This window comes from Massilia paldalensis, from assembly GCF_044901715.1.
In the GTDB taxonomy this organism is placed as follows: domain Bacteria; phylum Pseudomonadota; class Gammaproteobacteria; order Burkholderiales; family Burkholderiaceae_D; genus Telluria; species Telluria paldalensis.
The window spans coordinates 70202-82182 of the sequence record NZ_JBJCIU010000009.1; the positions used below are offsets into that span (position 1 = coordinate 70202).

10 protein-coding genes and 1 tRNA gene are annotated in these 11981 nt (G+C 67.1%); 2 read left to right on the plus strand and 9 right to left on the minus strand.

Annotation, left to right across the window (positions count from 1 at the left end):
* Positions 1-54: 54 nt before the first annotated feature.
* From ACI1V7_RS26595 to ACI1V7_RS26605, 3 genes are all read right to left on the minus strand, one after another.
* Positions 55-2340 carry a polysaccharide biosynthesis tyrosine autokinase gene (locus tag ACI1V7_RS26595; protein WP_404535350.1) on the minus strand — a complete coding sequence of 762 codons (2286 nt, stop codon included), beginning with the start codon at positions 2338-2340 and terminating at the stop codon, positions 55-57.
* A gap of 99 nt (positions 2341-2439) precedes the next feature.
* The gene (locus ACI1V7_RS26600) at positions 2440-3636 is read right to left on the minus strand and encodes a polysaccharide biosynthesis/export family protein (protein WP_404535353.1); all 1197 of its coding nucleotides are present in this window, start codon (positions 3634-3636) and stop codon (positions 2440-2442) included.
* Positions 3637-3771: 135 nt separating this feature from the next.
* Positions 3772-5721, minus strand: a complete 1950-nt coding sequence (locus ACI1V7_RS26605; RefSeq protein WP_404535355.1) for an energy transducer TonB — start codon at positions 5719-5721, stop codon at positions 3772-3774.
* A 159-nt stretch (positions 5722-5880) separates the two neighbouring features.
* On the opposite strand from ACI1V7_RS26605, the gene ACI1V7_RS26610 reads away from it, so the two are divergent.
* The gene (locus tag ACI1V7_RS26610; protein ID WP_404535357.1) at positions 5881-7185 is read left to right on the plus strand and encodes a family 1 glycosylhydrolase; all 1305 of its coding nucleotides are present in this window, start codon (positions 5881-5883) and stop codon (positions 7183-7185) included.
* A gap of 9 nt (positions 7186-7194) precedes the next feature.
* On the opposite strand, the gene ACI1V7_RS26615 is transcribed toward ACI1V7_RS26610, so the two are convergent.
* Positions 7195-8145 (minus strand): MBL fold metallo-hydrolase, encoded by a 951-nt coding sequence (locus ACI1V7_RS26615; protein ID WP_404535360.1) that lies wholly within the window; start codon positions 8143-8145, stop codon positions 7195-7197.
* Positions 8146-8391: 246 nt separating this feature from the next.
* Here ACI1V7_RS26615 and ACI1V7_RS26620 point away from each other — a divergent pair, with 246 nt between their 5' ends.
* Positions 8392-9972 carry a GGDEF domain-containing protein gene (locus ACI1V7_RS26620; protein ID WP_404535362.1) on the plus strand — a complete coding sequence of 527 codons (1581 nt, stop codon included), beginning with the start codon at positions 8392-8394 and terminating at the stop codon, positions 9970-9972.
* Positions 9973-10117: 145 nt separating this feature from the next.
* Here the strand turns inward: ACI1V7_RS26620 and ACI1V7_RS26625 are convergent.
* The 5 genes from ACI1V7_RS26625 to ACI1V7_RS26645 all read right to left on the minus strand — a co-directional run.
* Positions 10118-10194 (minus strand) — tRNA-Arg (locus ACI1V7_RS26625).
* A 74-nt stretch (positions 10195-10268) separates the two neighbouring features.
* Entirely contained in the window at positions 10269-11297 is a 1029-nt protein-coding gene (locus ACI1V7_RS26630) for a tyrosine-type recombinase/integrase (protein WP_404535364.1), read from the minus strand.
* A 3-nt stretch (positions 11298-11300) separates the two neighbouring features.
* A complete protein-coding gene (locus ACI1V7_RS26635) occupies positions 11301-11498 on the minus strand; it encodes a DUF4224 domain-containing protein (protein WP_404535366.1) in 198 nt (65 codons plus the stop codon).
* 5 nt (positions 11499-11503) lie between these two features.
* On the minus strand, positions 11504-11695 hold the full coding sequence (locus ACI1V7_RS26640) for a hypothetical protein (RefSeq protein WP_404535368.1): 192 nt from the start codon (positions 11693-11695) through the stop codon (positions 11504-11506).
* The coding region (locus ACI1V7_RS26645; protein WP_404535371.1) for a hypothetical protein at positions 11695-11981 on the minus strand (287 nt) is incomplete at its 5' end. The genes ACI1V7_RS26640 and ACI1V7_RS26645, both read right to left, overlap by 1 nt.

Consider the following 11981-nt stretch of genomic DNA (forward strand, 5'->3'; position numbering starts at 1 on the left):
CCCCACATGCCCAGGTGCGGCCCACGTGCAGCCGACCTGCGGCCGACGTGCGGCTCACGCCTTCGACAAGCCGATCTGCCCGGCGATTCCGAAGCGCGGGTAGGCACCGTAGGCGCCCAGGCGCGGCGCCATGTCGTTGAACAGCACGCCCTGGGGCGACACGCCGGCGTGGTTCAGGCGCTTGATCGACTCGTTGATCTCCGCCTCGTTGGTACGGCCCGAGCGCGCCACGATGAAGACGGCGCCGGCGTGGGCCCCGATGATCAGCGCGTCGGCGACCTCGAGCAGCGGCGGCGGATCGATTAGAACCAGGTCGTAGCCGCAGGCCACTTGCTGCAACAGGCCCCCCAGGTTCAGGTGCAGCAGGAATTCCGAGCGGTTCGACGGCAGTTCTCCGGTCGGGATGAAATCGAGGTTCTCGATGACGTCGTGGTGGATCACGTCCTTGGCCGGCGAGCCCTTGACGATGGCGCTCGACAGGCCACGGTCGCGCTTGACGCCGAAGTAGCGGTGCAGCTGGCCGCTGCGCAGGTCCGCGTCGATCAGCAGCACGCGCTTGCCGCTGGCCGCCATCACGGCGGCGAAGTTGGCCGACACGAAGGACTTGCCCAAGCCCCGCGTGGGACCGGCGAACATCACGATATTGTTGCGGAAATGGGGCATCGAGAATTGCAGCGCGGCGCGGAAGCTGCGCAGGCTCTCGACCGCCGGGTCTTCCGGCATGATCTGCGCCAGCAACGGCAGGATGCCGTCGCCGCGCGACTTGCGCATCAGCTTGTCCTGGTTGCTGCTGTGCGGGATGGTGGCGTAGACGACGCGTGCGCGCAGCAGGCGCTCGATCCGGTACGGGTCGTCGATGCCGCCGGCCAGCGCCTTGCGCGCGAATGCGAGCAACGTGCCCAGGAACAGGCCCGTGACGACGGCCAGCGCGACGATCAGCGGGCGGTTCGGCCGGATCGGCTTTTCCGGCGGGATCGGCGCATCGACCATGCGCACGTTGCTCACGCGTCCGACCGAGATCAGGCGCAGCTGCTGGGCCGTGTTCGACAGTGCCGTATACAGGTCGGTATTGACCTTGATGTCGCGCGTCAGGCGCGTCTCGTCCTGCTCCAGCGCGGGCAGCGACTTGATGCGGGCATTGATCTCGGCGATCTCGGCATCGACTTCGCGGCGCTGGCGGTTGATGGCCGCCACGATCGGATGGTCTTCCGTGAACCTTGCCAGCAGCTCCGTCTTCTTCTGGATCAGCTCGATCCGGCGCGTGCGCGCCGCGGCCGCCTGCGCCAGGCTCATGCGCGCCTCTTCCTGCAGGTCGACGGTGCCGTGCTGGTTGCGGAACTGGTTGTAGCGGTCCTCGGCCTGCTCCAGCTGGCGCTTGAGCACGGGCAGCTGCTGGTTCAGGAAGGCCAGCGACTTTTCCGCCTCCTCGGTCTTGCGCGCCAGGTTCTGGCGCATGTATTCCCGTCCGATCTCGCTCAGCACGCCGTGCGTGCGGCGCGCATCCTCGCCCTGCAGCTTGACCTCGATGATGCCCGACTGCTTGCCCTGCTCCGTGATCATGAGCGCGTTCTGGATCCCCTGGATCATGGCCACGCGCGACATGCGCCGCAGCGTGAAGCGCGCGCCCGCGTTCGCCTGCATGCGCTCGACCTTCAGCTCGATGGTGCCCTCGGGCACGGGCACGCGGTAACGCAGGCCCACGTCGCCGTCGAACACGATGCGCTGGCCGTCGCCGGAAAAGCGGAAGCGCTGCTGGCCCAGGGCCGTCAGCGTGAATTCGCGGCCCAGCCAGGCCTCGGGCACCTCGAACAGGGGCACCTCGGCCTTTTCGCCGCCCCACACGTAGCCGCCGTAGCCGAACAGGCCCGGCTGCGACAGCGCACCGCCGTTCTGGTTGGCGAACCAGAAACCGGCCACGGGGAAGTACTTCGGCCGCACGTCGATGTACAGGCGCAGGTTGTCGACGGCGCGCGAGACCACCATGCGCGAGCGCAGCAGCTCCATCTCGGCGATCGCCGCCTTCTTGGTCTCGAACAGCGACGACGCTTCGCTCAGGATGTTCTTCGAGGCGTTCGGGCTTTCCTCCTCGACGTGGATCATCAGGTTCGCTTCGTACACGGGCTTGGCGACGAGGGCGTACAGCACGGCCACCAGCGTGATCAGCGCCGTGATGCCGCCGATCAGCCAGCGCTGGTCGAACAGCGTGTTCAGGTAGCCCTTGAGGTCGAACGCCGGCTCTTCCTGCGGGCCGTCGACCACGCGCGGGTCGAACGGCACCGACAACAGCGGTGGACGGGGAACGACGGGCGTCAGGGATTGCGGTTCTCCGGGAGTGGTCATGGCTGGCTCCGGTGATGCATGGCGAAGGGAACTGGCGAAAAGGGACTGGCGAAGGGGGCTGGCGAAGGAGACTGGAAGCGCGCCTTGCACTGCAAGCCCTCAAGGCCGGTTGGTCGCGTTGACGGCCGAGGTGAGCGCGCCCGGGAACAGCAGGCTCAGGTTGCGGTTCCAGTTCGCCAGCGGTGTCGCCGCCACGTAGACGATGTCCTTGGGCCGCAGCTCGAAGGCCTCGGCCATCGCCAGCGAGCCGGCCACGCGCGCATCAAGCTGGAACACGCGGGTGCGCTCCGTTTCCTTGCGCACGACATAGACCTGGCGCGCGTCGCCGGACAGGGGACTGATGCCGCCGCTCTCGCCCAGCGCCTCGTTGAGGGTCAGGCGGCCGTCGTGCATCGTCAGCGCCTTGGGCGTGACGACCTCTCCCGACACGAACACCTTGCTTTCGTCGCGCGAGCGCACGCGCACCACGTCGCCCGGGGCCAGCATGACCAGGCCGGGATTGATGTTGCGCTGGACCAGGTCGCGCAGGTTGATGAGGTGGCGTTCCTGCCCCCGCTCGATCAGGATGCGGCTCTGGTCGGCCGTGGGCAGCAGGCCGCCCGCGCGGTTGAGCGCCTCGACGAGCGTCATCGGGATGTCGTTGATCGCCTGCAGGCCGGGCGCCTTGACCTCGCCGTCGATGTACACGCGCTTGCTGCGGTAGGCCTGCACGCGCAGGGTGACGTTCGGATGCGCGATGTACTTGGCCAGCTTCGTGGTGAGCAGCGTGCGCGCGCCCTCCTCGGTGAGGCCCTGGACGACCAGCAGGCCGGCCAGCGGGAACTGGATGCGGCCCTGGTGGTCGACGACGTAGCCCTGCGGCGCCGCCGTGGCGGTGGCCGCGGCCGCCGCCACGGGGTCGGGGGCGGACGACGTGACGAGCGTGCCGGTGAGCTCGGGGTGGTCCCAAACGACGATGGACAGGATGTCGCCCACGCCGATGGCGTACGGCGGCGGGTCCGGCACCAGCAGGCGGTCGAGGTCCTGGTTGGCCTGCTCCCGGTACTGCTGCCGTTCAGTTGCGATCAATTGTTCCGTGATCATTTCGGTCGGCGGCGCGGGCTCGTTCGCGGCCCCGTCCTGGGAGCGGAACTGGATGCCGTGCGAACAGCCGGCGAGCATCGCCGCCCACAAGAGCGCAAAGACGAGCGCGCAGACGAGGGCCAGGGCGCGGACGAATGTTAGGGCGAGCTCGAGGGCGAGCGCGTGCGCCCTGGGCAACGCGCGCGCCGTGAATTGCGTCGTGGAAGCATGCATGGTTGCCTGTCGATATGTGCTGCCAGCCTCTGGCAATCAGAGTCAGGGTAAGCCGCTTACCCATATCGGCTTTAATGCACGTCAAATGGCCGGTTCAAGTCAGCCATAAGGGGCGGCGCATGCTGGCCGCAGGCGTCAGCGCACTTCTTCCTGCAGGCGCAGCACGCCGGCGAAGCTCCATACGCGGCGCAATTCGATCACGTCGTACTGGGCGGCGACGTTGGGCGGGAACGCCGCGTAGCGCGCGTTCAGGCGCACGATGCGGCGCACCACCTCGTCGATGTCCGGGCGGCCGCTGGAGCGCACGATGACCACGTCCTCCACGGTGCCGTCGCTGCGGATCGCCACGCTGACCACCGGGTCGATCCGCACGCCGCCTTCGAGCTGGGCGGCGCTGAGGATGGCGTTGCGCTCGATCTTCTGGCGCACGCCGTCGATGTACATGCGCAGCGGCACGTCGCGCCGCGCCGCGTCGGCCAGCGCGCGCCGCAGCGTCCGCGCCGCTTCCTCGGCGGGACGCATCGCCTGCGGGACCGATTTGCCGATGTCGAGGCCGCGCACCAGGTCGCGTGCGCGCGACGCCAGGTCGCCGCCCGGCGTGCCGCGCGGCGCCATGCCGCTGCCCGCGCCGCCGTTGCCCGTCCCGCTGCCTGCAGCACCCCCGGCCCCGGGCGTGCGCACGCCGCCGAAGTCGTCGCCGGCCGGCGCGGGACGCGCGGCTTCCTGGCGCGCCAGGCGGGCGTTGTCCTCGGCCTGGCGGCGCGCCTGCTCGGCCTGGGCACGCTGGCGCTCCTGCTCGGCGGCCTGCTGGCGCGCCGCTTCCTCGGCGCGCCGCTGCTGCGCCTGCTGCTGGGCCACCTGCTCCGCCCGCTCCTGCTCGATCTGCTGCGCACGCTGGCGCTCGGCCTGCTGGCGCGCTCGCTCCTCCGCGTCGCGCCGCGCCAGTTGCTGCTCGGCCTGCTGTTGCGCGATCTGCTGCGCGCGCTCCTGTTCCGCGCGGTCCTGTTCCGCCCGCTGCTGCGCCAGCTGCGCCTGGCGCTGCTGCTCGGCCAATTGCTGGCGCGCCAGTTCCGCGGCCTGGCGCTGTGCCGCCTGCTGTGCCGCCTGCTGTGCCTCCCGCTGTGCCTGGATTTGTTGCGCACGCATCTGCTCCGCCTGCTGCCGCGCGAGCTGCTCGGCCACCTGCCGCTCCTCTTCCTGGCGGGCGCGCTGCTGCGCTTCGTCCGCCAGTCGCTGGCGCTGCGCGAGCTCCTGCTGGTAACGCGCGTCGTCCTGGGCCAGGCGCCGCTCCTGCTCGTCGCGCTGGCGGCGCGCGGCGGCGTCGGTCTCGGCCAGCACGGCAGCCTCGTCGGCTTCGCGCCGTGCCGCGCGTTCCTGCGCGCGCTGTTCGGCCAGGCGCTCGCGTTCGCGCATGCGCTCCTGCTCGCGCCGCGCTTCGGTCTCGGCCTCTTCCCGTGCCAGCGCCTCGGCCTTTGCGGCATCGTCCTGCGCATCCGACTCTGCCGCGGACTCTGCGACGGACTCCGTCTCGGGCACCGCATCGGGCAACGAGGCGACGTCGGGCAGCGGCACCTTGAAGTCGCTGTCCGCAGGCGTATCCTGGACGATCACGCGCTCGTGCAGCGTGTCCGCCAGCGGCTTCGGGCGCGGCTTGGGGCGGCGCCGCGCCAGGCGCTGGGAAGCCATGGGCCGCGTGGGCGCCGGTGCGGTCGGGGGGGCCGGCTTGGCCGGATCGCGCAGCGTGAAGCCGCGCCGCGCTGCGGCCGGGGCCGGCACAGGGACCACGGGCGCGGCGGCGACGGGCGCCGGCAACGGCGACGGCGCAACGGGCGCCGCTGCCGGCGGCGCGGCCGCGGGTAGCGGAGGGGCCGGCTCCGGCGGAACTGGCGGCTGGGTCGGCGCCTGCGCCGGCGGGGCGAGGCGCACGGACAATGGCGCACCCGCTCCCGGCGTCAGTCCAGGCACGCCGAACTGCAGCGCCAGCAACAGGCAGTGCAGCAGGATCGAGACCAGCAATCCCCACATCAGCCGGCGCTGGGAAGGATCCATGGAATGGGCGGCCGGGGCCGTGGCGGCGGTGGTCATGCTGATGTCTTCGAAAGGATGTAGCGGAGGGGAAATATTGCCCGATTGATAGCATAGCTTACCTGCGGCAGTAACGCACGCGCGCACGCTTGGGCTACACGGCTCTGGACGCCGCTGCGCTTGCCGCTACAATGAAGCGGACGACCTGCAGGGGGCGGCATGGCATCTCCAGGATTCATCTTCGCAACAGGCATCGAAAACAGCATCCCGACCATCCAGGGCGGGCGCGTGCGCATGGACGAGATGGAGAAATGCGGCCACTACCGCCACTGGCGCACCGACTTCGACCTGGTCCAGGAACTGGGCCTGAAGGTGCTGCGCTACGGCGCCCCGCTGCACCGTACCTGGCTCGGCCCCGAGCGCTACGACTGGGAATTCGCCGACCTCGCGTTCAACGACCTGGCCCGCCGTAACATCGCGTGCATCGTCGACCTGTGCCATTTCGGCGTGCCCGACTGGATCGGCAACTTCCAGAATCCCGACTTTCCCGCGCTGTTCGCTGGCTACGCCGGCGCCTTCGCGCGCCGCTATCCGTGGCTGCAGCTGTATACGCCGATCAACGAGATGTCGATCTGCGCGCTGTTCTCCGCCCTGTACGGCTGGTGGAACGAGCAGATGACGACGGACCGCAGCTTCATCACGGCGCTCAAGCACATCGTCAAGGCCAATGTGCTGGCCATGCATGCGATCCTGGAGGTGCGTCCCGACGCGCTGTTCGTGCAGAGCGAGTCGAGCGAATATTTTCACGCCGAAAGCCCGGCCGCGATCGGTCCGGCCGAGCTGTACAATGCGCGCCGCTTCCTGTCGCTCGACCTGAATTTCGGCCGCCGCGTCGATTCCGACATGTACGAGTACATGCTGGACAACGGCATGACGCGCGAGGAATACCACTTCTTCCTGAAGAACAACCTGAAGCACCACTGCATCATGGGCAACGATTACTACCAGACCAACGAGCACCATGTGTCGCCCGACGGCCTGACGCGCGCGGCCGGCGAGATCTTCGGCTACGCCGTGATCACCCACCAGTACTACAACCGCTACCGCCTGCCCGTGATGCACACGGAAACGAATCTGTCCGAGGGACCGCGCGGCGACGAGGCCGTCTATTGGCTGCGCAAGGAATGGGCCAACGTGCTGAGGGTGCGCAACAACGGGGTGCCGCTGGTCGGCTTCACCTGGTATTCGCTGACCGACCAGGTCGACTGGGACACGGCGCTACGCGAGGACAACGGCAACGTCAATGCGCTCGGCCTGTTCGACCTTCAGCGCAAGATCCGTCCCGTCGGCATCGCCTACAAGGAACTGGTGCGCGACTGGATGGCGGTGCTGCCGACGCAAAGCGTGTGCCTGCAGGTGCCCATCGTCATGCCGCACGAGTTCCAGCGCCAGGTCAAGCCGCCCACCGGCTGGCCGTTCGACGACGACGCCACCCTCGCCCCGCGCACGGGGAAACGGAAGTGAGCGGGGGCGCTAGCGCTTGTTCGGCACGAAGGTATAGGTCTCGCCGTGAGCCAGGTAGACGACCTGCTGGTTGAGGCCCGCGGCCTGCACCTCGCGCGCGAAATCGGCCAGCGGCGACTTGAACACGTCGTAGTCGTTGTAGTGGATCGGGATCGTCTTCTTCGGCTGCACGATCTGCATCAGCTGCACGCCGTCCTTGCCGTCCATCGTCACCTTGAACACGCCCAGGATGCGCGTGCCGCCCAGGTGCAGCATGGCCAGGTCGATGCCGGGGAAGCGCTGCGGTATGTTGCGCAGGTCGTCGTAGACGAGCGTGTCGCCGCTGATGTACATGCGGTACGAGGGCGTGGCCGGATTCGGGCCGAAGTCCAGCACGGAGCCCATCACGCTGGGCAGCAGCGCCTGCATTCCCGCCTTGCCGTGGCGGCCCGGGGCGGCCGTGATGCGCAGCCTCGCGTCGCCCTTCTCGACCTCGAGCGCATCCCAGGTCGCCAGGCCGATGGTGCGCGTGAAGCCCAGTTCCTTCAGCTGGGCGGCCGCGCTTGCGGTCGTGACGATGGGCGTGTTGCGCGCCAGCTTTTCCTGCACCAGCTTGTCGAAGTGGTCTTCGTGCAGGTGCGACAGGACGACGAGGTCGATGGGCGGCAATTGCGCCAGGTCCATGGCGGGATCGGTCAGGCGCTCCGACGTCAGGCCATAGCCCAGGTGCACGTGGTCGCCCTTGTGCAGGAAGTTCGGGTCGGTGAGGATGGTGAAGCCCTGGTAGCGGATCAGCACCGTCGCCGTGCCGATGAATTGCACGCTGCCGCTCGCCTGGCTGTCGGCCGGGGCGCTCGCGGCGGGCAGCCGCAGCGTCGATACCTGCCCCTGCTCGGCCGGACGGGGCCCCTCTTGGGCACGGCCCGATGCCGCCGCCAGGGCCAGGACGGCGGCGGGGATGATGGTGGTCCACTTGCGCATGCAATACCTCGACATGGATGCTCCTCGTTGACGGTGCCGGCGCTGCGACGTTATCACGACCATAGGGACGGCATCGTTACCTTACGGATGCGCATGTTTTATGCGCATCGGCGTCATGCGGACGCAAATATGATGTATATGCAACAAACTCTTGTTTAGCGGTCTTGACTAAACATTTTAGTTGCCGTCAACCAAGAATTTTCTTGTAGACTTGTTAGTCTGACATTGGACATTTGCGGAGAAGCCTTGATTCCACATGGCGCTACGGCCGTGGTGCGCGACGAGAACGGCGCCGGCCAGCAAACAGACAAGGTCGCGGCGTCGGGTCACCCGCGCCGCCCCATCATTCCCATCACGATCGCCTTCATCGTGCTGGCCAATATCGCACTCGCCGCGATGCTCGTCTGGAGCAGCCTGAACGCGCGCAGCCTGCAGCTGGAAAACGCCACGATCTCCACCGCCAACACGGCACAGGCACTGGCCGACCAGGCCCATTCCGCTGTCAAGATGGCCGATACGATCCTGGTTGGCATGATCGACCGCATCGAGAACGAAGGCCTGTCCACGCCCCAGGCGCTGCGCCTGCGCCGCATCATGACCGAGCACCTGGCCGATGGCCCCGGCCTGCAAGGCCTGTTCATCTACGATGCGGCGGGAAACTGGATCGTGAACTCCGTCAACCCCGCCTTCGAAGGCCGGAACAATGCCGACCGCGCCTATTTCCGCTACCACCGCGACCATCCCGGCCGCGGCCCCCTCGTCGGCGCCCCCATCCTCGGCCGTGCGAGCAACGCCTGGGTGATCCCGATCTCGCGCCGCCTCGAGCACCGGGACGGCAGCTTCGCCGGCGTCGTGCTGGCGACGATCAAGATCGACTTTTTCCGCCGCGTCTACCGCCGGCTCGACGTCGGCGCCGACGGCGACATCGCGCTGGCCCTGGCTGACGGCACGCTGATCGTGGGCACGCCCTTCCTGGAATCGGACATCGGCAAGAACATCGCCGCCACGCCCGCCTTCCGCGCCATCCCCGCCACCGCCCCCAAGGGCACCTTCGAAGCCACCCAGGACGGCACCGTGCGCCTGTACAGCTTCACGCGTGCCAGCGGCTACCCGCTGGTGCTGCTGGTCTCGCGCTCCAAGGATGCGCTCATGACGGGCTGGCGCAACACGACGGCGGCGGTCAGCGTCGCCCTGTTCCTGCTGATCGGCGGCCTGGCGGCGCTGGGCTGGCGCCTGGTGCGCCAGATCGGCCTGCGCGACCGCATGGAACGCGAACTGCTCGACACCAAGGCCGCCCTCGAGACGACGAACGCCACCCTGGCCTCGTTCGCCTACGTCGACGGCCTGACGGGCCTGTTCAACCGCCGCTACTACGAACAGGCGCTGGAGCGCGAACTGCAGCGCGCCCGCCGCCTCGGCGCCCCCCTGGCGCTGCTGATGCTCGACGTCGACCACTTCAAGAAGTACAACGACCACTATGGCCACCCGACCGGCGACACCTGCCTCGCGCAGGTCGGCGAAGCGATCCAGCGCGGCCTGCGCCGCCCCGGCGACGTGGCAGCGCGCTACGGCGGCGAGGAATTCGTCGTGCTGTTGCCGTCCACGGACATGGGCGGCGCCACGGCCGTCGCGGAAGCGATCCGCGCCGGGGTCGAGGAGCGGGCGCTGGCGCATGCGCAGGCGCCGGGCGGGATCGTGACGATCAGCGTGGGAGTGTGCGTGCTGGTGCCGTCGGACGATGACGATGCGGCGGAGCTCGTCAATCGGGCGGATGCGGCCCTGTATCGGGCGAAGCAGGCGGGGCGGAATCGAGTGGCGTTCGGGTGAATTCGTTCCTCTCCCTTGTCTCGCCTCGTTGATCGATGCAAGGTAGCCGGTCGCGAACGTTTCCGTGTCGCGCTCGGCGACGCGGACGGAAGCCAGCATGCGCAGACCGGATCCACGGAACGACGTGGGCGACAAGGATGACATGTGGCCTGCCCAGCTGGGTTCGAACCAGCGACCCTCAGCTTAGAAGGCTGATGCTCTATCCAACTGAGCTATGGGCAGTGTCTTGATTTGACTGGCTTTTCAGCCATTTTGCCATGTGATAGCGCTCCGCAAACTGCGCTCTGCTCCGCAAATCACTTGACGGGGACGACGATTTTACCACGTCGCAAGTAGTGTTTGCGTGTCGTCTTGACACTGTCGTGGCCCAGCAAATCGCTTGCAGCCTGCTCGCCGCGCTCCGTCGAAGTGTCATCCGCCGCCTTCGCTCGCAGGTCGTAGAACCAGAACTCTTTGATGGCCCCGGCCAGGTCTGGATGCTTCGCAGCAGCCAGCTCCTTCGCCTTGGCGAAGTGGTCGCGAAGGATCTGCTTGGTCATTGGCTGCCCATCGCGGACCATTAGGATCTGTCCGTGCACCGTCTTGTGAGCAGCCTTGCGCACCTGAATCCTACCTACCAGCTCGGCCAACTGGCCTACCACGGCAATACCAAGCTTCTTCCCTGTCTTGCCTTGGGACACGTACAGCACACCGTCCTTAATGTCGTCGACGCGGGCCTTGAGCGCATCGCCTGGCCGCTGGCCGGTCAGGTACGCGAACTCGAGCGCTTCGCGTAGCGGCTCGCTCGCGTGTGCGCGTACGGCATCGAACACCTCATCGGTCACATAGACGTCGCGCTTCTTCAACGAGTGCCCTTCAATGCCGATGCATGGGTTTTCCTCGTCCGTGTACCCCCACCCCCGCGCCTTATTCCAGAGTGCAGAGAAAAGCCGCTTGCAGCGGTTCGCCGTGGTGGGCTTGTCCTTGTGCTTGTCGAGCAGCTTCTGAATATGCATTGGCTTGATCTGGTCCAGCGGAGCATCCTGGAACGATGCACGAAGGTGCTTCATGTCCGATGCATGTGTGCGTTGTGTACTGATCGCGAGGGTCGGCATTACCTCTGCTTCGTACTTCAGGATGACATCGCCGAATTTGGGCGCGGCCACCTTCTCTATCTGATGGATCTCCGCATACTTGCGCAGTGCTGCAATGTAGTCATCACCCAGCGGGATTTCCCTGCGTGGCTTCTCTCCAGTGTCAAGGTAGTAAAACGTCCTGCCGCTGCGCTGGGTTCGCTTGCGCATGTGCGGCGGCAGGTTCAGGTTCTTGCTCGGTTTTCTTCCCATTCTTCACTCTGGCATTTGCCATGCCGGCGCTGCTGGTTTTGCGGGCTTGCGTCCTTCCAGTGCTGACACCGGGACAACCGGCTTACCTACTGCGTTCACATGGAACGGCAATCCCATCCGGCGCAGCGCCTCGATCTGTTTTGACTTGATCTTGCGGCCGGTCAGCTCTGCAAGATCCTCTGCGTTGAGAAACATTCCCATGGTAGCTACTCCGTGCCAGACTCAGGAAACCGCCGACGCTCGACCCGCGGCAGAATGACGCCTGGCGCCGGCCGGATCGAACCTGCCACAGCAGGGACGGCAGGCTGATCACGCCGATCGATGTCGCGGCGCCGGTCGTTGATCGCGTCGTAGAACACTGCCTGGATCTGCCGGCGGTCGTTTTCTCGTTTCTGCATCAGTTCTTCTCCTTATCGGTTTCCAGCGGCACGTGCAAAAGTTCGTACAACGGCACTGCGCTGCCAAGTAGGTGCTGCGGAATAGTCGCCTGCGAGATGTGGTAGGCACCTTGCCCTGGCACGTACCACGATCGCAGGGCAACTAACGCAGGAGCCGCGTCCTTCGCCTCTCTGTCTGCTGCATTAGCAGAGAGAGCAGCGCGGGCAATTGCAACGCCAGCAGCGAATGCCTCCGCCTGATCGCAGACAGCGCCGCTGCTGTATAGCCCGTCGCCAATGTAAGTCG

Excerpts from the sequence above, each read along its gene's own strand:
- ACI1V7_RS26595 (WP_404535350.1), bottom strand. The coding sequence starts at position 2,340 with ATGACCACTCCCGGAGAACCGCAATCCCTGACGCCCGTCGTTCCCCGT.
- ACI1V7_RS26600 (WP_404535353.1), bottom strand. The coding sequence starts at position 3,636 with ATGCATGCTTCCACGACGCAATTCACGGCGCGCGCGTTGCCCAGGGCG.
- ACI1V7_RS26605 (WP_404535355.1), bottom strand. The coding sequence starts at position 5,721 with ATGACCACCGCCGCCACGGCCCCGGCCGCCCATTCCATGGATCCTTCC.
- ACI1V7_RS26610 (WP_404535357.1), top strand. The coding sequence starts at position 5,881 with ATGGCATCTCCAGGATTCATCTTCGCAACAGGCATCGAAAACAGCATC.
- ACI1V7_RS26615 (WP_404535360.1), bottom strand. The coding sequence starts at position 8,145 with ATGCGCAAGTGGACCACCATCATCCCCGCCGCCGTCCTGGCCCTGGCG.
- ACI1V7_RS26630 (WP_404535364.1), bottom strand. The coding sequence starts at position 11,297 with ATGGGAAGAAAACCGAGCAAGAACCTGAACCTGCCGCCGCACATGCGC.
- ACI1V7_RS26635 (WP_404535366.1), bottom strand. The coding sequence starts at position 11,498 with ATGGGAATGTTTCTCAACGCAGAGGATCTTGCAGAGCTGACCGGCCGC.
- ACI1V7_RS26640 (WP_404535368.1), bottom strand. The coding sequence starts at position 11,695 with ATGCAGAAACGAGAAAACGACCGCCGGCAGATCCAGGCAGTGTTCTAC.